This is a genomic window from Pseudomonas sp. MWU349, from assembly GCF_017947325.1.
GTDB lineage: Bacteria > Pseudomonadota > Gammaproteobacteria > Pseudomonadales > Pseudomonadaceae > Aquipseudomonas > Aquipseudomonas protegens.
On record NZ_JAFEVP010000006.1, the window covers coordinates 45908 to 70431 of the forward strand.

General features: G+C 66.7%; 29 protein-coding genes. 11 read left to right on the forward strand and 18 right to left on the reverse strand.

All coding sequences use genetic code 11. The features are described 5' to 3' along the window. Window positions 1-468 precede the first annotated feature (468 nt). The 3 genes from KCG88_RS23205 to KCG88_RS23215 form a co-directional block, all read right to left on the reverse strand. The gene (locus KCG88_RS23205; RefSeq protein WP_047285642.1) at window positions 469-1425 is read right to left on the reverse strand and encodes a zinc-binding alcohol dehydrogenase family protein; all 957 of its coding nucleotides are present in this window, start codon (window positions 1423-1425) and stop codon (window positions 469-471) included. Between the two features lie 41 nt (window positions 1426-1466). Beyond that, entirely contained in the window at window positions 1467-1640 is a 174-nt protein-coding gene (locus KCG88_RS23210; RefSeq protein ID WP_015635062.1) for a DUF1427 family protein, read from the reverse strand. A 409-nt stretch (window positions 1641-2049) separates the two neighbouring features. Further along, the gene (locus KCG88_RS23215) at window positions 2050-2823 is read right to left on the reverse strand and encodes a helix-turn-helix transcriptional regulator (protein WP_041117284.1); all 774 of its coding nucleotides are present in this window, start codon (window positions 2821-2823) and stop codon (window positions 2050-2052) included. A 224-nt stretch (window positions 2824-3047) separates the two neighbouring features. Here KCG88_RS23215 and KCG88_RS23220 point away from each other — a divergent pair, with 224 nt between their 5' ends. After that, complete coding sequence (locus KCG88_RS23220; protein WP_011060569.1) at window positions 3048-3275, forward strand: DUF6555 family protein; 228 nt, start codon at window positions 3048-3050, stop codon at window positions 3273-3275. Window positions 3276-3324: 49 nt separating this feature from the next. Here KCG88_RS23220 and KCG88_RS23225 read toward each other — a convergent pair whose 3' ends face one another. Together KCG88_RS23225 and glcC are read right to left on the reverse strand one after the other, a co-directional pair. Next, complete coding sequence (locus KCG88_RS23225; RefSeq protein WP_041117282.1) at window positions 3325-3495, reverse strand: metallothionein; 171 nt, start codon at window positions 3493-3495, stop codon at window positions 3325-3327. Between the two features lie 132 nt (window positions 3496-3627). Continuing rightward, a complete protein-coding gene (glcC, locus tag KCG88_RS23230) occupies window positions 3628-4395 on the reverse strand; it encodes a transcriptional regulator GlcC (RefSeq protein WP_210713177.1) in 768 nt (255 codons plus the stop codon). Between the two features lie 231 nt (window positions 4396-4626). Between glcC and glcD the strand changes: the two genes are divergently transcribed. From glcD to KCG88_RS23250, 4 genes are read left to right on the forward strand one after another with little or no spacing between them, the layout of a single operon-like run. Then, the gene (gene glcD / locus KCG88_RS23235) at window positions 4627-6126 is read left to right on the forward strand and encodes a glycolate oxidase subunit GlcD (protein WP_210713178.1); all 1500 of its coding nucleotides are present in this window, start codon (window positions 4627-4629) and stop codon (window positions 6124-6126) included. Further along, entirely contained in the window at window positions 6126-7190 is a 1065-nt protein-coding gene (gene glcE, locus KCG88_RS23240; protein ID WP_210713179.1) for a glycolate oxidase subunit GlcE, read from the forward strand. The genes glcD and glcE overlap by 1 nt, the downstream gene beginning before the upstream one ends. A 3-nt stretch (window positions 7191-7193) precedes the next feature. Next, window positions 7194-8411, forward strand: a complete 1218-nt coding sequence (gene glcF / locus KCG88_RS23245; RefSeq protein WP_210713180.1) for a glycolate oxidase subunit GlcF — start codon at window positions 7194-7196, stop codon at window positions 8409-8411. A 23-nt stretch (window positions 8412-8434) separates the two neighbouring features. Further along, window positions 8435-8842, forward strand: a complete 408-nt coding sequence (locus KCG88_RS23250; RefSeq protein WP_210713181.1) for a heme-binding protein — start codon at window positions 8435-8437, stop codon at window positions 8840-8842. Window positions 8843-8849: 7 nt separating this feature from the next. On the opposite strand, the gene KCG88_RS23255 is transcribed toward KCG88_RS23250, so the two are convergent. Together KCG88_RS23255 and KCG88_RS23260 are read right to left on the reverse strand one after the other, a co-directional pair. Beyond that, entirely contained in the window at window positions 8850-9302 is a 453-nt protein-coding gene (locus KCG88_RS23255; RefSeq protein ID WP_210713182.1) for a DMT family transporter, read from the reverse strand. Between the two features lie 2 nt (window positions 9303-9304). Then, entirely contained in the window at window positions 9305-9730 is a 426-nt protein-coding gene (locus KCG88_RS23260; protein WP_225368796.1) for a DMT family transporter, read from the reverse strand. A 191-nt stretch (window positions 9731-9921) separates the two neighbouring features. On the opposite strand from KCG88_RS23260, the gene KCG88_RS23265 reads away from it, so the two are divergent. Continuing rightward, window positions 9922-10866: a LysR family transcriptional regulator gene (locus KCG88_RS23265; RefSeq protein WP_047336317.1), complete on the forward strand. Its 945-nt coding sequence runs from the start codon at window positions 9922-9924 to the stop codon at window positions 10864-10866. A 74-nt stretch (window positions 10867-10940) separates the two neighbouring features. On the opposite strand, the gene KCG88_RS23270 is transcribed toward KCG88_RS23265, so the two are convergent. Next, entirely contained in the window at window positions 10941-12239 is a 1299-nt protein-coding gene (locus KCG88_RS23270) for an Nramp family divalent metal transporter (RefSeq protein ID WP_199521952.1), read from the reverse strand. A gap of 178 nt (window positions 12240-12417) precedes the next feature. Here KCG88_RS23270 and KCG88_RS23275 point away from each other — a divergent pair, with 178 nt between their 5' ends. Next, window positions 12418-12873: a thiol-disulfide oxidoreductase DCC family protein gene (locus tag KCG88_RS23275; RefSeq protein ID WP_047285722.1), complete on the forward strand. Its 456-nt coding sequence runs from the start codon at window positions 12418-12420 to the stop codon at window positions 12871-12873. Window positions 12874-12891: 18 nt separating this feature from the next. Here the strand turns inward: KCG88_RS23275 and KCG88_RS23280 are convergent, their stop codons facing one another. From KCG88_RS23280 to folE, 3 genes are read right to left on the reverse strand one after another with little or no spacing between them, the layout of a single operon-like run. Further along, a complete protein-coding gene (locus KCG88_RS23280) occupies window positions 12892-13419 on the reverse strand; it encodes a DUF3833 domain-containing protein (RefSeq protein WP_210713183.1) in 528 nt (175 codons plus the stop codon). Between the two features lie 24 nt (window positions 13420-13443). Beyond that, complete coding sequence (locus KCG88_RS23285) at window positions 13444-13971, reverse strand: chalcone isomerase family protein (RefSeq protein WP_210713184.1); 528 nt, start codon at window positions 13969-13971, stop codon at window positions 13444-13446. Next, window positions 13972-14532: a GTP cyclohydrolase I FolE gene (folE, locus tag KCG88_RS23290; RefSeq protein ID WP_015635048.1), complete on the reverse strand. Its 561-nt coding sequence runs from the start codon at window positions 14530-14532 to the stop codon at window positions 13972-13974. Window positions 14533-14955: 423 nt separating this feature from the next. On the opposite strand from folE, the gene KCG88_RS23295 reads away from it, so the two are divergent. Together KCG88_RS23295 and KCG88_RS23300 are read left to right on the forward strand one after the other, a co-directional pair. Then, window positions 14956-15741: a hypothetical protein gene (locus KCG88_RS23295; RefSeq protein ID WP_019093529.1), complete on the forward strand. Its 786-nt coding sequence runs from the start codon at window positions 14956-14958 to the stop codon at window positions 15739-15741. A 153-nt stretch (window positions 15742-15894) separates the two neighbouring features. Beyond that, window positions 15895-16473, forward strand: coding sequence for a hypothetical protein (locus KCG88_RS23300; RefSeq protein ID WP_210713185.1), 579 nt, complete (start codon window positions 15895-15897; stop codon window positions 16471-16473). Window positions 16474-16486: 13 nt separating this feature from the next. Here the strand turns inward: KCG88_RS23300 and KCG88_RS23305 are convergent, their stop codons facing one another. The 5 genes from KCG88_RS23305 to KCG88_RS23325 form a co-directional block, all read right to left on the reverse strand. After that, window positions 16487-17203 carry an alpha/beta fold hydrolase gene (locus tag KCG88_RS23305; protein WP_047285615.1) on the reverse strand — a complete coding sequence of 239 codons (717 nt, stop codon included), beginning with the start codon at window positions 17201-17203 and terminating at the stop codon, window positions 16487-16489. Between the two features lie 62 nt (window positions 17204-17265). Next, entirely contained in the window at window positions 17266-17640 is a 375-nt protein-coding gene (locus KCG88_RS23310; protein WP_199521950.1) for a hypothetical protein, read from the reverse strand. A gap of 118 nt (window positions 17641-17758) precedes the next feature. After that, a complete protein-coding gene (locus KCG88_RS23315; RefSeq protein ID WP_047336314.1) occupies window positions 17759-18871 on the reverse strand; it encodes a succinylglutamate desuccinylase/aspartoacylase family protein in 1113 nt (370 codons plus the stop codon). 103 nt (window positions 18872-18974) lie between these two features. Further along, window positions 18975-19754 carry an ABC transporter substrate-binding protein gene (locus KCG88_RS23320; RefSeq protein WP_011060550.1) on the reverse strand — a complete coding sequence of 260 codons (780 nt, stop codon included), beginning with the start codon at window positions 19752-19754 and terminating at the stop codon, window positions 18975-18977. A 274-nt stretch (window positions 19755-20028) separates the two neighbouring features. Next, window positions 20029-20463: a rhodanese-like domain-containing protein gene (locus KCG88_RS23325; RefSeq protein ID WP_210713186.1), complete on the reverse strand. Its 435-nt coding sequence runs from the start codon at window positions 20461-20463 to the stop codon at window positions 20029-20031. A 103-nt stretch (window positions 20464-20566) separates the two neighbouring features. Between KCG88_RS23325 and ftrA the strand changes: the two genes are divergently transcribed. Beyond that, entirely contained in the window at window positions 20567-21553 is a 987-nt protein-coding gene (ftrA, locus tag KCG88_RS23330; protein ID WP_210713187.1) for a transcriptional regulator FtrA, read from the forward strand. Window positions 21554-21785: 232 nt separating this feature from the next. Here the strand turns inward: ftrA and cobF are convergent, their stop codons facing one another. Together cobF and KCG88_RS23340 are read right to left on the reverse strand one after the other, a co-directional pair. Next, window positions 21786-22547: a precorrin-6A synthase (deacetylating) gene (cobF, locus tag KCG88_RS23335; protein ID WP_210713188.1), complete on the reverse strand. Its 762-nt coding sequence runs from the start codon at window positions 22545-22547 to the stop codon at window positions 21786-21788. Window positions 22548-22738: 191 nt separating this feature from the next. Then, a complete protein-coding gene (locus KCG88_RS23340) occupies window positions 22739-23314 on the reverse strand; it encodes a histidine phosphatase family protein (protein WP_047285602.1) in 576 nt (191 codons plus the stop codon). A 354-nt stretch (window positions 23315-23668) separates the two neighbouring features. Between KCG88_RS23340 and KCG88_RS23345 the strand changes: the two genes are divergently transcribed. After that, window positions 23669-24523, forward strand: coding sequence for a MurR/RpiR family transcriptional regulator (locus tag KCG88_RS23345; RefSeq protein ID WP_047285599.1), 855 nt, complete (start codon window positions 23669-23671; stop codon window positions 24521-24523). The last annotated feature ends 1 nt before the right edge of the window (window position 24524 follow it).

Here is a 24524-nt window from a genome sequence, read left to right on the forward strand (position 1 = left end):
TTTCTCTCCCGGGAGCGGCCAGGCGGCGTTCCGCTTGCCGGCGATGGAGGTCTCAAGGCCCTCTTCGCCAGCAAGCTGGCTCATACACAGAACACACAGCGCACGCATCCCCCGTAGGAGCCGGCTTGCCGGCGAAAGCGATCTCAAGGGCCCCTTCGCCAGCAAGCTGGCTCCTACACAGAGCACACAACACACGCATCCCCCGTAGGAGCCGGCTTGCCGGCGAAGGCGATCTCAAGGCCTCTTCGCCAGCAAGCTGGCTCCTACACAGAACACACAGCGCACGCATCCCCCGTAGGAGCCGGCTTGCCGGCGAAAGCGATCTCAAGGGCCCCTTCGCCAGCAAGCTGGCTCCTACACAGAACACACAGCGCACGCATCCCCCGTAGGAACCGGCTTGCCGGCGAAGGCGATCTCAGAGCCCTCTTCGCCAGCAAGCGGGCTCCTACGCAGGGATGGCCGCTGCGCTCAGGGGATGAGGATGATTTTTTCGCCGCGCCCCTGGTTCACTTCGGCATAACGTTCCAGCCCCCGCTCCAGCGGCGATTCCACCAGGCCTTCCGGCAGCGGTAGCAGGCCTTCATCGAAATAGCGGCCGAACTGCTCCAGCATCGCCGCGCACGCCTCTACGCCATACAACAGCGAGTTGATCCCCACCACCGAGCCACCCTTGCGGTACAGCGCCAGGGCCGGCAGTTGCACATGGCCGTCCACCGGGGCGGCGATGATGGCGATGCGGCCAAAGGTGGCCAGGGCCGGCACCGAGGCCGGCAGCCAGAAGCCAGTGGTGTCGAAGATCACCTCGGCACCGCCGGCATAGACTTCGGCCACCTGGGCCGCCAGGGTTTCCGGCTGTTGCAGGTGCAGGGTCGGGTAGCCCTGGGCTTCAAGCGCCTGGACCTGCTCCGCCCGACGCGCCGCCGCCAGCACCCGGGCCCCGCGCACCTTGGCCAGGGCCAGGGCCGCCGAGGCCACCGCGCCGCCGCCGATCACCAGCAGCCGGGTGCCACGGGCTACGCCACTGCGCTCCAGGGCATCCCAGGCCGTGGTGTAGGGCACCCCGAGGCTCGCGGCCTGGGCAAAGCTCAGGTGCCGTGGCTTGCGGGCCACGCCCTGGGCGGACAGCACCACGTACTGGGCATGGCTGCCGTCGGCGAAGAAGCCCAGCTCCTTGCCGGTGCCCCAGACTTCCTGGCCCAGCAGTTGCGCCGGCCCCTGCTCCACCACCCCGGCAAAGTCCCGCCCGGGCACCCGCGGCAGTGTGGTGTAGGGAAAGCGCCCGAGGACGTTCTTCACATCACTGGGGTTGAGGCCCGCGGCCTTGATGCGCACCAGCACCTGGCCAGCACCCGGCACCGGGGTGGGCAGGTCCACTACGTGCAGGGCCGCGAGGTCGCCGGTGGCGGAAAATTGCAGTGCTTTCATCGTCGGTTCCATGAGTCGGGGAAGAAAGGAAAAATGCCTGTTCAGGACAGCCAGCTGCCGAGCAACTGGCGCCCCAGGGGCCACAACTGCTCACCGCCGAGCATGCCCAAGAGGCCGACCAGGGCGATTGCCGGCGGTGCCGGAGAGCGCACCTGCAAGGCGCCGTAAAGCAGGCCGACCAACAGGCCGGCGGCCAGGGAAATCAGGTAGTTCATGCTGCGCTCCAGAGGCCGTGCGGCTCATGCCGGGGTGAAGTGGCGTGTGCGGCACAGTCTAGGTGGCACGGTCCCGCGGCATCGGCCAAGTGCTTCAGGATTTCGGCCAAGGCCGAAACCCTGGCGGTCGCTTGGCGGGCGTGCGCCTGATGCACAGCGGGAACTCTGGGGATCTTCACGTCTCCTGCGACGGAGTGCCGCCCAGAGCGTTCGTCCGAACGCGGCCCGAGCCTGCGGCAGCGGCTACACGACGCCAGGCAGCCCTGTAGCCGCTGCTGAGCCTGCGAAGCTGCGAAAAGGACCGAAGGGCCTTGCTTGGCGATATCCCGAGGAACCTATGGCGGCTTTGAGATCGCCGCGTCTGCTTCGCAGCCGTTCGTCCGAACGCGGCCCGAGCCTGTGGTAGCGACTACACCTGGCTGGCGCTGGCGTACTGGGAAGGCGCGACACCCAGTTCCCGGCGGAACATGTCGCTGAAGCTGCTGGGGGAATAGCCCAGCTCCCGGGCAATGCGGCTCACCGGTACGCCCTGGATCAGTTCCGCGGCAGCGGTGGCCAGTTGCACCTGGCGCCGCCATTCGGCAAAGCCCACGCCCAACTGCTCCTTGAACAGCCGCGCCAGGGTACGCACGCTGGCCCCCGCCGCGTCGGCGTGCTGTTCAAAGGAGATGGCCAGGGACGGCGCCGCCATCACCGCCTGGCACAGGCTGCCCAGGCGCCGGTCGGAGGCGTCCGGCAGGGCTATCTTCAATTGCGAGCGGCGAGCCCGGCGCAGCTCCAGCAGGGCCAGCCCCACCAGCGCCTCGTAGTACTCCGGCTGCGGCGGGTCGAGTTCCACCAGGCGCACGATCAACTCGCGCAGCAGGTTGTCCACCTGCAGCACCTGGACGCTGGGGTCCAGGGTCGCCGCCAGGGACGGGCGCAGGTAGATGTTGCGCATCTGCAGGTCGCTGACCACGCGAATCCCGTGGCTCACCCCCGGCGGCAACCACACCGCGCGCTGGGGCGGCACCACCAGGGCTTCATGGGGCGTCTCGACCCACATCACCCCGCTCATGGCATAGAGCAACTGGCCCCAATCGTGTTCATGGGGCTCGATGAACAAGCCCCGCGGATAGGTGCGGGCCAGGGGTTGCACCGGGATCGCGGGGTCGCTGAGGTCGGGAGGGGCGGCTAGGGCCATGGCAAGGTCGCGGCAGGTCGGCGGGCGCCCATGGTAACCAGCCGCCCGGTGCGCCGCCAACCGCTGCCGCGCCCATCCATATGAAGGCCTGGGCGCCGCCGGGAAATCCATTCGGATAGAACGATTGGCGGCCCATGACCGTCGGTAGCCCGGGCGCAGAATTCGAGTGAATTTTTCCGTCGCGCCAGGATCACTAAAAGATCACAGGGAGGAACCAAGGCTTTATGAACAACGCAAAACTTTTCGTCATCGAATACACCCTCCACGGCGCCCCCAAGTCCTTCATTATCCGCCAGGAAAAGATGGACAACGCCGAGGCCTGGCACTGGGCCAGTTGCGACGCTGGAGTGGGTCGGATAGGACGTTTCGGCCGCGAACGGGTGAAGAAGACCAGCAAGCCCATGGCCGAAAAGTTCGGTATCGAAAACGTCACCTGGCGCCCGTCGGTCTAGGGCGCAGCAACGCGGGTGGAGCCGCCCGGCCCCACCCGCCAATCCCCCCTCAGCCGTGGGCGCCCTTGGCGCATTTGCAGCCTTCGGTGGAAGCGCAAGGCTCGCCGTGGGCGTGATGGTCGGCGCACGCCTGGCAGCAGTAGTGCTTGCCGTGACGGACGATGGCATGGGCGCCCAGCTTGCAGGTGCAGGCCGGGCAGGCACAGGTTTCAGTAGACATGGCATGGCTCCTCGGGTTCAAGGCTCGGCCCTTTGGGCAGGCGCTTGATCGAGCGTCCCGCTCGGGCCGAGTCCCCACAGGTTAGGCCAAGACACCGCCCGGCCAGGGCGCACGCGACTGATGGTCGGCCCCTCACTCCCAGCCCTGCAAACGCAACGTAGCGCGCACCAGCCGCTGTTCTTCGCCCTCGATGTCCCTGAGGTTGCGGGCAATGCCTTGGATATGCGCCAGCGCCGCCTTGCGCGCCTGTTCCGGCAGGCGCCCGGTGACTGCGTTGTACAGCCGCGCATGCTGGCGGTCGATCTGGCGCTTGGGCGCCGGGCGGTGATAGAGGTTGTTGACCGAGGCGAACACCGAGTTCAGCAGCAGGTCGGTGAGCGAGGCCAGGGTCTGCACCAGCACCGGGTTGTGCGAGGCCTCGCAGATCGCCAGGTGAAAGGCGTGGTCCAGGCGCGCCAGGGCGGCGGGCTCCAGGGCCTGTTCATGGGCCTGCAGCAGGGCCTGGTAGGCGCGCTCGATCAGCACGAAATCCGCTTCGGTGCCGCGCAGGGCCGCCAGCCGCGCCGACTCGCCTTCAAGCAGGCTGCGCACTTCCAGCAGGTCGTAGAGGGTACGGGGCTGGGAGCTGAACAGATGCATCAGCGGCGACTGCGCTGCCGGGGCCGACAGTTGCGCCACCTGGGAGCCGCGGCCCTGTCGAGTGTCGATGATGCCCCGCGCCCGCAGCAGTTTCAGGCCCTCGCGCAGGGCCGTGCGCGAAACCCCGAGTTTGGCCGTCAGGCGCCGTTCCGAGGGCAGCAACTGGCCGGTCTTGAATACCCCGTCGACGATCAGCCGCTCGATCCGCGCGCAGACCAGGTCCGCCACCTGGGGCCGACGCCCCGCTTGCGTGTCCTGCATGCTTCCTCCCACTGGTATGACCAGCCCTGTGCCATTTGCCCGGCTATTCCTGCGCGCCCGCCAAGCTTTTGAAAAACCTTGTTTTTTTGAAAAACCCCGGCCTGCCCTGGAAAACAAAGTGGTTCGACCACTGCCAACGCACATGGACACTAAGGCCCGCCGGGCCAATCATGCAAGGCAGCCGTACAGCATTCGCGACCTGATAAAAACCACACAAGGTCCTTACCCGCCATGACGATTCTCTACGACGAACGCCTCGATGGCGCCCTGCCCGACGTCGACCGCCAGGCCCTGATCCAGGCCCTGCGCCAGCAGCTACCGGAGCTGGAGCTGCTGGACCAGGAGCAACAGCTCAAACCCTACGAATGCGATGGCCTGAGCGCCTACCGCAGCACGCCGATGCTGGTGGCCTTGCCCCGGCACCTGGACCAGGTGCAGCGCATCCTGCAGATCTGCCACGCCCACCGGGTGCCGGTGGTGGCCCGGGGCGCCGGCACCGGCCTGTCCGGTGGCGCCCTACCCCTGGAAAAGGGCCTGCTGCTGGTGATGGCGCGCTTCAAGGACATCCTGCAGATCGACCCCGCCGCCCGTTGCGCCCGGCTCCAGCCCGGGGTGCGCAACCTGGCGATCTCCCAGGCCGCCGCGCCCTTCGGCCTGTACTACGCCCCCGACCCCTCTTCGCAGATCGCCTGTTCGATTGGCGGCAATGTCGCGGAAAACGCCGGCGGCGTGCATTGCCTGAAATACGGCCTGACCGTGCACAACCTGCTCAAGGTCCAGATGCTCAGCGTCGAGGGCCAGCCCCTGACCCTGGGCAGCGAGGCCCTGGACGCGCCGGGCTTCGACCTGCTGGCGCTGTTCACCGGCTCCGAAGGCCTGCTGGGGGTGATCACCGAAGTCACGGTCAAGCTGCTGCCCAAGCCGCAGATCGCCAAGGTGCTGCTGGCGGCCTTCGACTCGGTGGAGGCCGCCGGCCGCGCCGTGGCCGACATCATTGCCGCGGGCATCATCCCCGGCGGCCTGGAGATGATGGACAACCTGGCGATCCGCGCCGCCGAGGACTTCATCCATGCCGGCTACCCGGTGGACGCCGAGGCCATCCTGCTGTGCGAGCTGGACGGCGTGGAAGCCGATGTCCACGACGATTGCGAACGGGTGCGCCAGGTGCTGGAACGGGCCGGCGCCAGCCAGGTGCGCCTGGCCCGGGACGAGGCCGAGCGCGTGCGTTTCTGGGCCGGGCGCAAGAACGCCTTCCCGGCGGTGGGGCGCTTGTCCCCGGACTACTACTGCATGGACGGCACCATTCCCCGCCGCGAGCTGCCGGGGGTGCTGCGGGGCATCGGCCGCCTGGCCGACGAACACCAGCTGCGGGTGGCCAACGTGTTCCATGCCGGCGACGGCAACATGCACCCCTTGATCCTGTTCGACGCCAACCAGCCCGGCGAGCTTGAGCGGGCCGAGGCCCTGGGGGGCAAGATCCTCGAACTGTGCGTGGCGGTGGGCGGCAGCATCACCGGCGAACACGGGGTGGGCCGGGAGAAAATCAACCAGATGTGCGCCCAGTTCAACCACCACGAGCTGACCCTGTTCCACGCCATCAAGGCGGCCTTCGACCCCAGCGGCCTGCTCAACCCGGGGAAAAACATCCCAACCCTGCACCGCTGCGCCGAATTTGGCGCCATGCACATCCACCACGGGCAACTGCCCTTCCCCGAACTGGAGCGATTCTGATGAACGTGGCCAGCGATTTCGACGCCGCCGAGGCCTTGCTGGAACAGGTGCGCGATGCCTTGGCGAGCAACACCGCGCTGCGCATCCAGGGCTCCAACAGCAAGGCCTTTCTCGGCCGCGAGAGTGCCGGGGAAATCCTCGATACCCGCAGCCATCGCGGCATCGTCAGCTACGACCCCACGGAGCTGGTGATCAGCGCCCGGGCCGGCACGCCGCTCGCCGAGCTGCACGCCACCCTGGACGCCGCCGGGCAGATGCTGCCCTGCGAACCGCCGTCCTTCGGCGCCGGCGCGACCCTGGGCGGCATGCTCGCCAGCGGCCTGTCCGGGCCGCGCCGGCCCTGGGCCGGGGCGGTGCGCGATTTCGTCCTCGGCACCCGGGTCATCAGCGGCAGCGGCCAGCACCTGCGCTTTGGCGGCGAGGTGATGAAGAACGTCGCCGGCTATGACCTGTCGCGGTTGATGGCCGGCAGCTACGGCTGCCTGGGGCTGGTCACCGAGGTCTCGCTGAAGGTCCTGCCCAAGCCCCGGCAATGCCTGAGCCTGAGCCTGGAAATGGACCGCCAGCGGGCCCTCGCTCAGCTTGCCGAATGGGGCCAGCAGCCCTTGCCCATCAGCGCCGCCTGCCATGATGGCGAACGCCTGCACCTGCGCCTGGAGGGTGGTGAAGGCTCGGTGGCGGCGGCCCATGACCGGCTCGGCGGCGAGCCCCTGGACCCGGGCTACTGGAGCCAGCTCAACGAACAGCAACTGGATTTTTTCAACCCCGGCCTGCCGCTGTGGCGCCTGTCGCTGCCGCACAACACGCCGCTGCTGCCCCTGCCCGGCGAACAACTGCTGGACTGGGGCGGCGCCCAGCGCTGGCTGAAGACCGATGCCACGGCCGACGATATCCGCGCCGCCGCCAGTGCCGTCGGCGGTCACGCCAGTTGCTACAGCCACGGCCTGCTGGACAGCCCGTTCCAGCCCCTGGCGCCGACCCTGCTGCACTACCACCAGCGCCTCAAGGCCCAGCTGGACCCGCAAGGGATCTTCAACCCCGGCCGACTCTACGCGGAGCTCTAGACCATGCAGACCACCCTCAGCCCCGAGGCCCGGCAACTGCCCCGGGCCGCCGAAGCCGAGCGCATCCTGCGCAGTTGCGTGCATTGCGGCTTCTGCAACGCCACCTGCCCCACCTACCAGTTGCAGGGCGATGAGCTGGACGGCCCGCGGGGGCGCATCTACCTGATCAAGCAGGTGCTCGAAGGCGCACCGGCCACCGCCCAGACGCAGCAGCACCTGGACCGCTGCCTGTCGTGCCGCAACTGCGAAAGCACCTGCCCTTCCGGGGTCGACTACCACAACCTGCTGGACATCGGCCGCGCCGCGGTGGATGCCGCCCTGCCCCGGCCCGCCGGCCAGCAATTGTTGCGCCGCGGCCTGCGGGCGCTGAGCGCCAACCCGCTGCTGTTCAAGGCCCTGATCCATGGCGGCAGCCGCCTGCGCCCGCTGCTGCCCCAGGCCCTGCAGGACAAGCTGCCGCGCCAGGTGCCCAGCGCCAAACCGCGTCCGCCCCTGCTTCATGCACGGCGCGTGCTGCTGCTCGAAGGCTGCGTGCAGCCGGGGCTGTCACCCAATACCAACGCCGCCGCAGCGCGGGTCCTGGATCGCCTGGGCATCAGCGTGCAACCGGTCAGCGAGGCCGGCTGCTGCGGCGCGGTGGACTATCACCTGGATGCCCAGCAAGCCGGTCTGCAGCGCGCCCGGCGCAATATCGACGCCTGGTGGCCGCACCTGCAACTGGGGGCCGAAGCCATCGTCCAGACCGCCAGCGGCTGCGGCGCCTTCATCAAGGACTACCAGCACCTGCTGGCCCATGACCCGGCCTACCGCGACAAGGCCCAGCGGGTCAGTGCCCTGGCCCGGGACCTGGTGGAAGTGCTGCGGGACGAACCTTTGGAACAGCTCGGCGCCCACAGCGACCAGCGCCTGGCCTTCCACTGCCCCTGCACCCTGCAGCACGCGCAAAAACTCGGCGGCGCCGTGGAAAGCCTGCTGCAACGCCTGGGCTTTCACCTCACCGCGGTGCCCGACAGCCACCTGTGCTGCGGTTCGGCGGGCACCTATTCGCTGACCCAGCCGGCGCTGGCGCGACAACTGCGGGACGACAAGCTGCAGGCCCTGGAAAGCGGCCAGCCGGACCTCATTGCCACCGCCAACATCGGCTGCCAGAGCCACCTCGACGGCGCCGGCCGGACCCCGGTACGGCACTGGATCGAAGTGCTGGAAGCCGCCCTGCCCTGAACCTCACGCCCCTGGAGATCGCCATGCAGCACAAAGCCGTACTGGGTCAAGACGAAGCCCGCCGCATCCTCGCCGCCGCCCGCGCCGAGGCCCAGCGCCACCGGTGGGCGGTGAGCATCGCCGTGGTCGACGATGGCGGCCATCCCCTGGCCCTGGAGCGCCTCGACGGCTGCGCGCCGATCAGTGCCTATATCGCCACCGAAAAGGCCCGCACCGCGGCCCTCGGCCGGCGCGAATCCAAGGCCTACGAGGACATGGTCAATGGCGGGCGCAGCGCCTTTCTCTCGGCGCCGCTGCTCACCTCCCTGGAAGGCGGCGTGCCGATCCGCGTCGGCGGCCAGGTGGTCGGTGCGGTGGGGGTTTCCGGGGTCAAGTCCGGTGAAGACGCCCAGGTGGCACTGGCTGGCGCCGCGTGCCTGGAGGGCGACTGAAGCGGGTTCAGGCGCGGCGCACGCTGCTGCGGTACATGAACAGCAGCGCCAGGGCCAGGCACAGCATCGCCAGCAGGCGGCTGGGCGACAGCTCGATGGCCGGGTTGCCGAACCAGCCGAAGTGGTCGATCAACATGCCCATGCCCAACTGCCCGAGAATCACCGCCACCGTGGCCACCGCAGTGCCGACCCGGGGCACGGCCCCCACCATCACCAGCATGTAGACCACGCCGAACAGCGCGCCAGTCAGTTGCCATTTCGGCGCCTGCAGCAGGGTCATGGCCTGGAGCGGCTGGAAAAACACAATCAGCAGCCCGGTGATCAGGGCGCCCACGGCAAAGGTCAGCAGGCTGCTGCGCAACACACCGACGCTTTCCCCCAGGCGGCCATTGATCGCCGCCTGCACACTCAGCACCGCACCGGCGGCCACCACCACAACCAGCAATAGAAACAGATTCATCTTCAACCTCGGGCGATCAGGATCAGGGCCAGCACAATCAGCGCCAGGGCCAGCCAGCGTTCGGCATTGACCGGCTTGCGGGCGCTGCCGAACCAGCCGAAATGGTCGATCAGCACGCTTTTGCCCACCTGCCCGGAAAGGATCGCGATCATGGTCATGGCAATGCCGATATGGGGCGTGGCCAACGTCAGCACCACCACGTAGATCGGCCCCAGCACCCCGCCCAGCAACTGCCAGCGCGGCAGCTGGCTGAAGGCCGGGCCGGGCTGCGGGCCGCTGAACAACAGCAGCAGCAACAGCAGCGCCGTGCCCACGCCGAAGATGCTCAGGGTTGCCCACAGATGGCCCACCTGGCTCCCCAGCGGGCCCAGCAGACCGGCCTCCACCGACAGGCCCATGCCCGCCAGGATCACCAGCGGCAACAGCATCAGGCCCTGCCAGCCGGCAGCGGGTACAGCGCTCGCCACCGGGTTGGGCAGCGGTACTTCTATCGTTTCAGAGGACATGCAACACCTGCTCGACATCAAGGAATGGGCGGCATTATCGATTGCGCAAGCTTTGCGATAAATGGGAGCATGCCGACAACACCTTTGCGTAAAACGCACAGCAGGATCGACCCATGCACGGCTTCAACGACCTCGGTTTCAAGGCCCTGCGCCTGTTTATCGCCGTGCTCGACCAGGGCAGTTTTTCTGCCGTGGCGCGCCGCGAGGGGCTGGCGCCCTCGTCCATTTCACGGCAGATCCAACTGATGGAACAGGCCCTGGGCCAGCAGTTGCTCTACCGCCACACCCGCGCCGTCAGCCCCACCGAGGCCGGGCGCCTGTTGGGGCACCACGCGCGGCGGGTGCTGGCGCAGTGGGAGGAAGCCGAACAGGCGCTGCAGGAACAGCAGGACGAACCGGCCGGGCTGGTGCGGATCAACGCCCCGGTGGTCTTTGGCCAGCGCCACCTGTCGCCCTGGCTCGGTGAACTGCACGGGCGCTACCCGAAGCTGCAGCTGGATATCCAGCAGACCGACAGCTACATCGACCCCTTGCAGGACGGCACTGACCTGCTGTTTCGCATCGGCACCCTGGAAGACTCCTCGATGCAGGCGCGCCTGCTGGCCCCGCAGCGCTACCGGGTAGCGGCCAGCCCGGCGTACCTGGCCCGACACGGCGTCCCAGACCACCCGGAGCAACTGCACCGGCACCAATGCCTGGCCTACAAGGGCGAGACCGGCCAGCAGCGCTGGTTCTTCCGCCAGGGCCGGGCAGACTGGACGCCCTACAGCGTCAAGGGCCCGCTGACCGGCAACCACGCCGACACCCTGACCCAGGCCGCCGAACAGGGCCTGGGGCTGGTGATGTTCCCTTCCTGGCTGATTGGCGAAGCCCTGCACCAGGGCCGGCTGGTGGCGCTGTTCGAAGACTTCGAGGTGGCCACCAGCCTCGAACCGCAACAGATCGCCGCCCTCTGGCCCGGCAGCCGCCGGCTGTCAGTGAAAGTGCGCACGGTGATCGACTTCTTCGTCGAGAAATTCGGCCCAGAGCCCTACTGGGACCGCCGCCCCGCCCCGTAGGAACTGGCTTGCCAGCGAAGGCGGCAGCAAGGCTTGGGCAGGATCCGAAGGCCCCTTCGCCGGCAAGCCGGCTCCTACAGGGCCATTTGCAGGATCAGCCAGGCATTGGCCGCGCTGATGATGGCGAACAGGCTCCAGGCGAGGATCCGGGTCGGCCAGCGGTTGACGAACTCGCCCATCAGGCGCCGGTCGTTGGTCATGCGGATCAGCGGGTACAGGGCGAATGGCAGTTGCAGGCTGAGCACCACCTGGCTCAGCACCAGCAACTGGCCCACGGCGCCGTCACCCAGCAGCCAGACGCCGATGAACGCCGGGATCAGGGCCAGCCCACGGGTGATCAGGCGCCGCTGCCAGCAGGGAATCCGCAGGTTCAGGTAACCCTCCATGATCACTTGCCCGGCAATGGTCCCGGTAAAGGTCGAGCTCTGCCCCGAAGCCAGCAGCGCCACGCCGAACAGCACGCTGGCCAGGGCCCCGCCCACCAGCGGGTCGAGCAGGTGGTAGGCGTCCTGGATCTCCACCACATCGCTGTGGCCGGTGTTGTGGAAGGCCGCGGCGGCGAGGATCAGGATCGCCGCGTTCACCAGCAGCGCCAGGGCCAGCGAGCCGATGGTGTCGATCCGCGCCAGCTTGATGGCATCGGCGCGGCTGGCGCGGTCGTTGCCCACCAGCCGGGTTTGCACGATGGAGGTGTGCAGGTAGAGGTTGTGGGGCATGACCGTGGCGCCGAGAATGCCGATGGCCAGGTACAGCGGCGCGGCGTCGCTGATGGCCGAAAGCGAGGGGACAAAGCCCCGGGCCACGTCCGGCCAGTAGGGTTTGATCAGCAACAGCTCGATGAAGAAGCACACGCCAATGGTCGCCACCAGCGCCAGCATGATCGCCTCCAGCCGGCGGAAGCCGCGGTTCTGCAGGGCCAGCACCAACAGGGTGTCGAAGGCGGTGATGACGATCCCGGTGCTCAGGGACACCCCCAGCAGCAGGTGGAACGCCAAGGCGCAGCCCAGCACTTCGGCCAGGTCGGTGGCGATGATCGAAACCTCTGCCAGCAGCCACTGGGTGCGCGCCGAGCGGGTGCTGTAGCGCTCGCGGCAGAGCTGGGCCAGGTCGCGCCCGGTGGCGATCCCCAGGCGGGAACACAGGCACTGCACCGCCATCCCCGCCAGGCTCGCCAGCAGCACCACGAACAGCAGGTTGTAGCCGTAGCGCGAGCCGGCCTCGATGGCCGTGGCCCAGTTGCCGGGGTCCATGTAGCCGATGGAAACCAGCAGCCCGGGGCCGGCAAAGCGCAGCAGGCGGCGCCACAGGGAAGCGCCGGCGTCGACGGCAACGGAACCTGCGACCTCCGGCGGGCAGAAGGGCGCGGTGGCGATTTTCGGCAAGCTGAATTTCACGGATAGTTCCCAGGCAGATTGACGCAGGGGCCCAGCTTAGACGTTTCAAAGCGGGCACCCAAGCCTGAATTTACCCCGCCAAGGCGAGTATGCTGCGCAGGTTGTGCCCTGCGCCGAAACCTTCGGCAGCGAGTATTTTCTGGCCCAAGGTAGCCCAGTGAACAGCCCTGCGACGCCCCCCGAACCTCTGCCCCCTTTCCTGCAACCCGGCGACCGGGTGCTGCTGTTCGATGGCGTGTGCAAGCTGTGCAATGCCTCGGTGCGCTTCGTCATCCGCCACGACAGCCAGCGGCGGATCAAGCTGGCCTCGGTGCAATCGCCCCAGGGCCAGGCGCTGCTGGCCTGGTTCGGCCTGCCCACCGCGCAGTTCGACAGCGTGGTGCTGATCGAGGAAGGCCGGCTGTCCCAGCGCTCCGATGCGTTTATCCGCCTGATGGCGCAACTGCCGGCGCCCTGGCGCTGGCTGCGGCTGCTGCGCGGGGTTCCCCGGCCGCTGCGGGATGGGGTCTACAACCTTATTGCGCGCAATCGCTATCGGTTGTTCGGCCGTCTCGACGTCTGTTTACTGCCGAGCCCGGACCACCAGGGGCGCTTTCTCGACGACCCGCCCTGAGGCGCGGACCGGGCCCAATCAGCCGGGCTGACGCCGGAAGAACAGCGTCACCTGCCCGAGTTCGAAGCCGAACTTGGTCATGTAGGAACGATTGGCCAGGGTGTTTTCATCCAACAGGTACATCCAGTCATCGAAGTGCACCTGGTAGGTCTTGCCGTCCACCGGCAGGTTGAGCACGTAGCGCCAGCGCAGGGCATTGCCGGCGACTTCACCCAGGGCCTCGCCGACCACATCGTCGGCGGTGCCGCGCCACAGCCCGGGCCCCGCGGAGACCAGGGTCCAGACCCGGGTCTGGCGGGTGCCGTCGCTGTAGGTGAAGTCTTCGTGCATGATGAATTTCTCGCCTTCGCTGCGGCTGTCGATCTGCACGTGAAAGCGCTTGATCACCTCGCCGGAGCGCTTCTGGAACAGCCCCCAGGCCTCGACCCGGCCACTGAAGAACTGGCGCAGCTCCAGTTCGGGCTTCTGGTCACGGTATTGCTTGACGTCGAGGTCGCTGCACGCAACCAGGCCAAGGCACAGCAACAGCAAGTATTTCTTCAACATGCAACCTCTCCTGTGCTGCGCCCGCTATTGGCCCAGCAGTTGTGCGCGCAACTGCGGATTGCGGGTGCGCGGGTCGAGCCAGATGGCGAAAAACGCTCGGGCGAAGGCTTCGTCCTCGACGCTGTGCTGCAAGCGCTGGTCGACAAAGAACTGCACCCCGCGCCCGGGCAGGAACACCCCGGTGATGCGCTGGCCCGGTTCGACATCGACGAAGGCGCGCTGCATCTGCGCCTGCCAGTCCTTGAGTTGCGCCGGGCTCACCGCGCTGCCGGACAGGCGCTGGATCTCGTCGAGGCTGGTCTGCACCAGATCGTCGCGGCTGATCGTGCGCCGGTAGGTCAGTTCCAGGGCGAAGGGGCTATCGGCCGTCAATGGCAACGTCGTGCCCCAGAGCCGCGCGGTGTAGACCTTGAAGCCGAACCAGCTGAACTCGCCGCTGCCCAGCAGCCGCGCATGGGGCAACGACTCTTGCCAACCGGCACTGGCCGTAGCGCTGAGCAGCACCAGCAGCCACCACCACCGGGCCACGCCCACTCGCCGCATGCGTTTCATTCAAGGCTGCCTGCGCAACAGTTGGAGAAACTCCTGGCGGGTGCTGGCCGACTCGCGAAAGGCCCCCAGCATTACCGAGGTGTTCATCAGCGAGTTCTGCTTCTCGACCCCGCGCATCATCATGCACATGTGCCGCGCTTCGATGACCACTGCCACCCCGGCCGCCCGGGTCACTTCCTGGATCGCCTCGGCAATCTGCCGCGTGAGGTTCTCCTGGATCTGCAGGCGTCGCGCATACATGTCGACGATCCGCGCCACCTTGGACAGGCCCAGTACTTTGCCGGTGGGGATGTAAGCCACATGGGCCTGACCAATGAACGGCAGCAAATGGTGCTCGCACAGGGAATACAACTCGATGTTCTGGACCATCACCATCTCGTCGCTGGTGGAGCTGAACAACGCACCGTTGACCAGTTCTTCGAGGCTGGTTTCGTAACCGTGGCATAGATAACGCAAGGCTTTTGAGGCTCGCTGCGGGGTGTCCCGCAAGCCCTCGCGGGTCGGGTCTTCACCCAACCCCTGCAAAATGCCGTGAAAGTGCTGGGAGAGAGGATCGTGCATGGCGCATGGCTTCCGAAAGGCTGGCGGGGCGGGCAATTCCTTGCACGTGCCAAGGAAAAAAGGCCTCCGAGGTGGTCGACCACCTAACTGACCCAGCCCCGGTTCCACCCGGGCCTGACCTCGGAGCCCAAAAAGCGTGGGCAGCGACCGCCGCCCCTTGAAAAAACTGAGCCGCTATCAGCACATCCCACACCTTAAAAACCTATACGACAATTTAATTTTTGTACAATTTTTATCGTCAAAAAATGCCTTTAAAGCCAAAATACTTATACAAATAAGCCTTTAATCGATTCAATACCTTTTCGCTGTACAAGAAAAAAACGACCCTGCACTTCACTCCCGACCACTTCCCTGCGTGCAGATACGCGCCAATCGCTGCGTTGGATGCTAGCGTGGCGCACCGTTCATCCGCCGAGTGCGCCCATGCTGCTGTTGAAACTGCTGACCGTTCCCGGATTTCTGTGGTTGATCTCCCTGGCGAGCAAGCGCTGGGGCCCGAATGTCGCCGGCTGGCTGGCGGGGTTTCCCGTAGTGGTGGGGCCGATCCTGCTGTTCCTGGCCCTGGAGCAGGGCCAGGTGTTCGCCACCCATGCCGCGGTGGCGGCCCTGTCGGCGGTATTCGCGATGATCGCCTTCAGCGTCGCCTATACCCATGCCGCGCAGCGCTTCTCCTGGCCCGGGGCCCTGGCCATTGCGACCCTGGTGTGGGCCTTGCTGGCCACGGTCATCGCCCAGGTGCCGCCATCCCTGGGTTTTTCCAGCCTCTGCGCCGCCAGCGCCCTGCTCCTGGCCCCGCGGCTGTTTCCGCCGGTGGGCGAACTGCCCGCCAGCCCTGGGCCGCGCTCCGACAAACTGCCCTACCGGATGCTCGCCGGGGCCCTGCTGACCCTGGCCGTGACCTTGCTGGCCAGCACCGTCGGCGAACGCTGGAGCGGCATGCTCGCGGTGTTCCCGGTGCTTGGCAGTGTCCTTGCGGTGTTCTCCCATCAGAGTCGCGGTGTGGCCTTCACCACCGTCCTGCTGCGCTCCCTGACCACCGGCCTGTACGCCTTTGCCGCCTTCTGCCTGGCCCTGGCACTGGCCCTGCCCCCGCTGGGCATGCTCGCCTTCGCGGTGGCGCTGGCAGCGTCGATGCTGGTCCTGGGGCTGAGCAAGCGGCTGTTGCGAGCCACTGTGCAGGAGCCGGCTGGCCGGCGCAGGGGCCCTTAGCGTTGCACCGGGCTGGCGGACGCCTTCGCTGGCCAGCCAGCGCCTACGAGCCTTGGCTGGCCGTCATCGGAGCCGCGCTGAAAAATCCTTGTGGAGCAGGCCGCGACGGCCGTGGGATGATGCGCGCCTTTGATCACTGCCCGGAGATTGCCCATGTCATCTTTCGCTAGAAAAGCCCTGGTCCTGGTGTTCGCCGCCGTGGCGGGCCTGGGCGCGCTGAACGCGGTCGCCGCCAGCAAATCCACGGCTAGGCAGGCCTCGGGGGAGAAGGTCGCAGTCCTCGACGGCAAGCTTGCCTTCACCCTGCCCAAGGGGTTCAGCGCTTCGGTACTGCCGGCCGGCAGCGAGGCCAATGGTACCGAGGGCGCCAGCGGCACCCTGTATTCCAACGCCACCACCCGTACCGTGGTGATCGCGGCGCAGAACACCATTCCCCAGGGGGCCAAGGTCCAGGACAACGACGCCGCCTTTCTCGATGACGCGGTCAGCGGCTTTCTCGCGCAACAGGCCGCGGCGCTGCCGGATTTCAGCAAGCAGAGCGAAAAGAACATGACCCTCAAGGGCCTTGGCGTGCGCCAGATCGACAGCACCGCCACCATGGGCGGCGGCCTGACCCTGAACTCCACCCTGATTGCCGGCTCCGGCACACGCATGGCGGTGATCCAGATAATTTCCCGGGCCACCGACAAGGCCGGCCACGCCGCGCTGATGAAGCAGATCCTCGGTCAGTAGGCCCCGTGCCGGCTCAGAGATTGAGCCCCTGCAGCCAGCCCTTGAGGTCGTCGATCTCCGCTTCGCTGATGCTGTGCCCCAGGCCCGGGTAGGCATGGAACTGCGGTTGCAGTGACAACCCCTGCAGCAAGCGCCGGGCATCCACCGCATCGCTGTAGGGCAGGCGCTGGTCAAGGGTGCCATGGCCGATGAAGATGCCCAGGCGCTGCAGGCTCGGGTTGTTCTTCACCTGCGCTGCCAGCACCGGCAGGATCTTCCCGCTCAACGCGGCGATGCCCCGCACCGACTGCGGATGGCGCAAGCCCACTTCATAGGCCATCACTGCGCCCTGGCTGAACCCCACCAGCACCACCTTGTCCGGCTGGGTCTGGTACTTGGCCAGCGCCGCGCGGACAAACTGGCCGATCAGCTCGGCGCCGCTGGCCAGCTCGCTGGTCACACCGTCGTAGGGGCCCTGGCCCTTGCGGTGGAACCACTGGTAGCTGCCCTCCTCCAGGGTCTGCGGTGCCCGCACCGACACATAGGTGTAGCTCGCCGGCAGGCGCTGGCGAAGGCCGAACAGATCGGCCTCGTTGCTGCCGTAGCCATGCAGGAAAATCACCAGCGGCTGGTTGCGCGGCTCGGCCGGGGCCTGCTCCAGGTACTTGAGCGGCAGGTCATCGTGCAGTGCATCGGCGGCCTGCACCCAAGGCGCGGCGAGCAGCGCCAACAGCGCCAGGTAGCGGATCATGTGTAGCTCCTTGAAGGGATAAAAACGGGTCGCCAGAGCCTAGCACCGCCAGCCCCGAGCGCTCATCTGCCCAGCCCGCGCCAGGCCAGCGGCAAGCACAGCAGCACCGCCAGCGCAAACCCCACCTGGGACAGGTAGAAAGTCTCCAGCCACTGGTGGTGGGCCGCCACGTAGAGGCTGTTGTGCAGCACATCCAGCAGGATGATTGCCAGGGTCAGCAGCAGGCCCCAGCGCGGGCGCACCACCAGCAGCAGCGCCGCCAGCGGATCGAACAGCGTCAGGGAGCCCCAGAAGGCCCGGCTGAGCAGGGGCGTGGCGGCGCCGTAGCCATAATCCCAGAGCAGGCCATGCTCGAAGGCGGCACGCAGGTGATTGAACGTCGCCGCCAGCAGACACAGGGCGAACAGCAGGCGGATACACAGCGACACTCGGGGCATGGGCACATCTGTCGTAGGAGCCGGCTGGCCGGCGCAGGGCGTGACGCCGGATCAAGGGGTGGGCGCGCTGCAGCTTGCGCTGGCCAGCCAACGCCCGATCGAACTCTGCGGTGGCGGTTCAGTCGTTGATCAGCTTGCCTTCACGAATCGCCTCGCGGCCGGCCACCTTGGCCAGCCAGATGCCCGGCTGGGTATAGCGCCCACGGTCCAGGGCAAAGAGCACGCCGCTGGTGCCGGCACACACGGTGCTGACGCGATCGCTCAAGGGGTCCACCACTTCGAACAGGGCATCGCCACGCTCCACCCACTCTCCGGCATCGCGCAGGAAACTGACCACGCCATGGTGGGGGGCGAACAGGTACTGGGTGCCTTCGAAGGGCATGCCTTCACAGCACTGCTGCGCAGCGGCCGGCCACTGGCCGCTGATCAGCCCCTGTTCGGCGAGAAACCCCAGGATGGCTTCGCAGTTGGCCCGGGCCTGCTGCACCCGGGTGTCGCCCATGCTGCCCAGCTCCAGGGTGGCGGCCAGGTTTGCCGGGGGAATCGCCGCCCGGGGAAAGTCCCGGGCCAGGCGCAGCCAGGGCGCGGAACAGGATTCATCAAAAGAGCTGCCGCCGGAGTCTTCGCACAACAGCGCCACCCCGGCCTTGAGCCGCGCCGCCAGGGACTGCCAGCGAGGCCAGTGCTGGGGCAAGGCATAGAGGTGGATCGCCGCTTCGAAATCGCAGTGCAGGTCGAGGGTGATGTCGGCGTCGCAGGCATGGCGCAACAGCAAGCGATGCAGGGCCTGCAGCTGCGAATCAGCCGCTGGCAGCTCATCCAGTACCTGGACCATGGCCCGGCGGATCAGGGCGATATTGGCCGTGGCGTCGTCCCCCAATTGCTTGCCGATCAAGTCGCCCACCGGGCCGCTGAGCTCGACGAAGGCGCGATTGAAATTCTTGCCGCTGCCCAGCTCGAAACGCCCCAGGTGGCTGCCCTGCACCTGCTGGTCGAGACCGATGGGATTGGCCACCGGCACCAGCTCGACCACTGCCTGCAGGCGCCCCTGGTTCTCCAGCTGCGCCAGGCGCTGCTTGAGCTCCCAGGCAGTGCGCATGCCGGGCAGCTCGTCGGCGTGCAGGCTGGCCTGGATGTACACCTTGCGCGGGCCGCTGCCAAAGCGGAACACACTGAGCTGGCGCTGGGTGCCCAGGTGGCCCCAGGGCAAGGAATGGTCGATGCGTTGCATGGCAACTCCGGAGATCAGAAAAAGGCGTGGCGCAGAATAAAACAGTGGCGCACAAAAAAGGTGGCTGCCGGCCCCCGGCAACCACCTTTTTCAACGCCCGGGCTTACTCGCCGTAGACGTCGAAATCGAAGTACTTGTCCTGCACTTGCTTGTACTTGCCGTTGGCACGGATCTCGGTGATGGCCTTGTTGAATTTCCCGGCCAGTTCCTGATCCCCCTTGCGCACGGCAATGCCGGCACCGCCGCCGAAGTATTTCGGATCGTTGTACTCAGGGCCCACGAAGGCGAAGCCCTTGCCAGCGTCGGTTTTCAGGAAGCCATCGTCCAGGTTCACCGAATCCGCCAGCAGCGCGTCGACGCGGCCGGAGACCATGTCCAGGTTGGCTTCCTGCTGGGAGCCATAGCGCACCAGGTCGATGCCAGCCGGCACCAGCACTTCGGTGGCGAAGCGGTCATGGGTACTGGCCCGCAGCACGCCGACTTTCTTGCCCTTGAGCTCGGTCAACGGGTCCTTGATGCTGGTGCCGGCCTTCATCACGAAGCGCGCCGGGGTGTGGTAGTACTTGATGGTGAAATCGACGTTCTTCTTGCGGTCGTCGGTGATGGTCATGGACGACAGGATGGCGTCGATCTTCTTCACCTTCAGCGCCGGAATCAGGCCGTCGAACTCCTGCTCGACCCAGGTGCACTTGGCCTGCATCTGCTCGCACAGGGCATTGCCCAGGTCGACATCGAAACCGGTGAGCTTGCCGTCGGGGGTCTTCATCGAGAACGGCGGGTAGCCGGCTTCGATACCGATACGGATCGGCTTGGCCTCGTCGGCCGAAGCGGTGAAGGAAAACAGCGACAGTGCCAGGGCACCGAACAGCGCAAACTTGTTCATTTATAACTCCAGGAGACGGAGGCTTTTATTGGCTGGTTTCGATTGGGGGGCAAATCGAAGTGGCCAGCAGTCTAGAGCGGCTCCCGGGATGCAAATTGTGTTTATGCGACAAATACTTATAAAAAATATGCGCCCGCGATCCTCTGCCTCCTCCCTCGCCCCGGCATGATGCGTTTGCCCCTGAAAATCCCGACGTTCGCCTCAGAATGGGTCATTTTTACCGACACATCCCCGCTAGCTGCAGCCCAAGGCCGCTACCAGCGGAGTCAGCCCTTCAGCAGGCGCAGGACAGATCCGCTCCCTCGCGGCGCGGTTGCCCGGTGCTGAGCTCGAAGCCCTCATCGAGCCAGCCGGTGACGCCGCCGATCATCTCCTTGACCGGGTATTCCAGGGCCGCCAGCTTGACCGCCGCCTTGTTCGCGCCATTGCAGTGAGGGCCGGCGCAATACACCACGAACAGGGTGTCGCGAGGATAACCGGCCAGGTGTTCGGCGCTGAGCAAGCGCCCGGGCAGATTGATCGCCCCGGGGACATGGCCACGGGCAAAGGCTTCAGGACCACGCACATCCACCAGGACAAAATCCACTTCACCGGCCTCCTGGCTGCTGTGGACGTCGGAACAGTCGGTTTCAAAGGTCAGGCGGTTGCAAAAATGCATCAGGGCAATGGCCGAAGGGGCGGCGGCAGTGCTGCGGACCAGGCTGGTCATGGGCGTCTCCAGAAACTCGCGATTAAGGTGGGAAGGACTTTATAGGCCCTGCCCCACCACGCTAAAGTGGCGACCCGGACACTGACTGGTAACTTTCCGCCAAATGCACAATCCTCCCGGTGTGGTCGCGATCCTGGCCTACGACGGCCTTTGCACCTTCGAATTCGGCATTGCCGTGGAAATCTTCGGCCTGGAACGGCCGGAGTTCGATTTCCCCTGGTACCGGCAAACCATCGCCGCGGTGGACCCCGGCCCGATGCGTGCCCTGGGCGGAATCCAGGTGCTGGCCGACGGGGGCCTGGAGCTGCTGGAGCAGGCGCGGACCATCATCATTCCCGGCTGGCGCAGCCGCGAGCAGGCGCCGCCGCCGAAGTTGCTGGAAGCGCTGCGCCAGGCCCACCAACGCGGTGCGCGGCTGCTGTCGATCTGCTCCGGGGTGTTCGTTCTGGCCGCGACCGGACTGCTGGATGGTTGTAGCGCTACCACTCACTGGCGCTACGCCCGCGAGCTGGCCGATCGTTTCCCGAATATCCGGGTGGACCCGGACGTGCTCTATGTGGACGCCGGCCAACTGATCACGTCTGCCGGCAGCGCCGCCGGTATCGATGCCTGCCTGCACCTGGTGGCCCGGGATTTCGGTACCCAGGTGGCCAACAGCGTGGCCCGGCGCCTGGTGATGTCGCCGCAACGCACCGGCGGCCAGGCGCAGTTCATTCCCGCACCGGTCAGCCGCACCCCGCGCAGCGACCTGTCGCGGGTCATGCAATGGGCCCGGGAGCGCCTGCATCAACCGCTGAGCGTGAGCGAACTGGCGGCCCGGGCGCTGATGAGCGAACGCACCTTCCTGCGGCGCTTCCACGACGCCACTGGCGCCTCGCCCAAGGCCTGGCTGCAGCATGAACGGCTGGCCCGGGCCAAGGAACTGCTGGAAAGCGGCAGCGAGAGTACCGAAAGCATTGCCCTGCGCTGCGGTTATCGCTCGGTGGAGAGCTTTCGCGTGGCCTTTCGCGGCCTGGTGGGCGTACCGCCATCGGTGTACCGCGAGCGCTTCGGCCGCGGCCTGGAAAGCCCCCCACCACCGCGCCCGTAGGAGCCAGCTTGCCGGCGAAGGGAACGACGCTGATCCGGCGGCGTCCATCACGACGCCTTCGCGGGCAAGCCCGCTCCTACAGAAGATTGGGGATGTAGGAGCCGGCTTGCCGGCGATGGGGGCGACGCTGATCCGGCGGCGTCCATTCCGGCGCCTTCGCGGGCAAGCCCGCTCCTACAGAAGAGACGTGCAGGAGCGGGATGCAATCGGTCGACGCAGGTTCGGCGGGGCGTCAGTCCTGGGGTTTGCGCAGCAGGTAGGTGTCCATGATCCAGCCATGGGTCTGGCGGGCCTGCAGGCGCACACGGCGGATTTCGTCGGCCACCTGGTCCAAGGGGCCGCTGATGAGGATTTCATCCGCGGTACCCAGGTAGGCCCCCCAGTAGATGTCCAGGCCCTGGTTGCGCAGGTGGCGGTAGGAATCCTCGGCGTCGAGCATCACCACCAGGCTGTCGGCGGAGCCGGCCTGCCCCGCTGCCAGGCGGCGTCCGGTGGTGATTTCCACGGAACGGCCAATGCGGTTCAGCGGCACTTTGTGCCGGGCCGTCAGGGCCTGGACACTGGTGACGCCGGGGATCACTTCGTACTCGAACGACGCCGTGCCGCTGGCCAGGATCTGCTGCAGGATGCGCAGGGTGCTGTCGTACAGCGCCGGATCGCCCCAGGCCAGAAAAGCGCCGGTTTCACCGTCCGCCAGTTCCTGATTGATCAGCCGCTCGAAGACCTGCTGCTTGTCGCGGTTCAGGGCTTGCACACTGGCCTGGTAGTCCACGTCGCGGCGCTCACGCTCAGGGTTCTGCGCCTCGACGTAACGAAAGGGCCGCTCGGTGAGGTAGCGCTCGCACAGCTCGCGCCGCAGGTCGATCAGGGAATCCTTGCTTGGCCCCTTGTCCATGAGAAACACCACGTCGCTGCGGTTCAGCGCCTTGATCGCCTGGATCGTGATGTAGTCGGGGTTGCCGGCGCCGATGCCGATCACCAGGAGGGTTTTCATGGGCTTGCTCTCGCTGTTTTGCCAGCGGGCCAGTATGCGGCGCTTTGGCCTGATGAGAAATGCCTCTGTGGCCCCCTGGGGCGGCGGGCATCGGCGCGGCGATGCTGGCCTGGAGGCCGTTGCATGTCCGGCGGGAGATGGCCAGGCAAGCCCCCCCGGGCCTTTGCGCAGCCTCGCGGGCTCGGCAGCGGCTACCGGGATGGCGTCGGGGCCCCGGGCAGGCGCAGGCGCCAGCGACCGGCGTGGCTCAGGTCGAGCCGGGACAGGGGCTCGATGTCGATCAGGTTGAAGCTGGCCAGCGGCGCCTGCAGCACCTGCACCAGCCCGGCGCGGATGACGAAGGGATGGGTCACCGCCAGCCAGTGGCCCGGGCGCTGCGCCATGACCTCCAGCCAATGCGCCACGCGCTGGCACAGCTGGGCCAGGGATTCGCCTCCCGGTGGCGCCAGCTGCGGGTCCCTGAGCCAGGCCTGCAGCGCCTCGGGTTCACGCTCTTGCAGTTCATCGATACGCAGCCCCTGCCAGGCGCCGAAATCACAGTCACGCAAGGCGTCCTGCACCTCATGCTCGGCGCTGAACAGCTGGGCGCTCTGGCGGGTGCGCAACTCGGGCCCGCACAGCACCCGGACGCTGCGCTTGAAATCACCGGCGCGGCTCAAGGCCTGGGCTTGCCAGTCCAGTTCCAGGGGTTCGTCCCGGGGAAAGCGCGCCAGCTTCTGGGCGGCGGTGCGGGCGTGGCAGATCAGGGTCAGACGGGTGGCCTGCACGGTGTTTACTCTGGCGTTAACGATTGGCAAACCTACACGGGCCGGGCAGATGCAACCTCTTTGCTGCAACCGCCTCCAAGGTTCATAGCAAAACAGCACGCCGGTGGCTGTCCGGGGCGGTCGCGCCACTGTATTCGGCCTGCTCGGTGTAAGCCAGCCCCTGTTTCGATCGCTCCCCTATGTGCCGCAACGCGGCTTCCCGCCCCGCCAACAACAGATTCCCACCTGAAAACGCCCCATTTCAGGGCAATTTGATATCAGCGGAAAATTCACTAGACATGTAGCGTCTATTACATAAATATCCATTTCGCCATTTTATGAAATAAAAACGACATCATTTTCCAAGGCACCCCGATGCCCTCTCTCAGAGACCTGATCACCGACCCCGCCCTCGACCTCACGCCCTCCGAGCGCAAGGTCGTGCGGGCCCTGCTCGATCACTACCCGCGCAACGGGCTGGGGCCGATGTCACGCCTGGCGGAACACGCCGGGGTCAGCGATCCGACCATCGTGCGCCTGGTGAAGAAGCTCGGTTTCAGCGGCTACGGCGAATTCCAGGAAGCGCTGCTCAGTGACATGGACGACCGCCTGCGCTCCCCCAGCACCCTGCTGCGCCCGCGCTCGCAAGTGGCCCAGGGCGATACCTGGGGCCGCTACCTGGCCCACAGCCAGCGCGTACTGCAGGACACCCAGGCCCTGACCCAGCCCGAAGACATCCGCGTGCTCATGGACTGGCTGCTGGACAGCCGGCATTCGGTGTACTGCTTCGGCGGCCGCTTCAGCAGCTTCCTCGCCCTCTACCTGTTCAACCACCTGCGGCTGATGCGCCCGGGCTGTTTCTTCCTTGACGACAACGCCCAACTGCCGGACCGCCTGTTCGATATCCAGCGCCAGGACCTGGTGCTGCTGTTCGACTACCGCCGCTACCAGTCCCAGGCCATGCGCGTGGCCAGTGCGGTCAAGGCACGCAACGCCCGGGTGGTGCTGTTCACCGATATCTATGCCTCGCCGCTGCGGGAGCTGGCGGACCTGGTCATCAGTGCACCGGTGGAATCCTTGTCGCCCTTCGACACCCTGGTGCCGGCGCTGGCCCAGGTCGAGGCGCTGGTGGCCTGCCTGACCCCGCGCAGCCCTCATCTTGATCAACGCCTGGAGGGCATCGATGCCCTGCGGGCGGAATTTGCTACCCATGTGCTGGAGGAAAAATAAG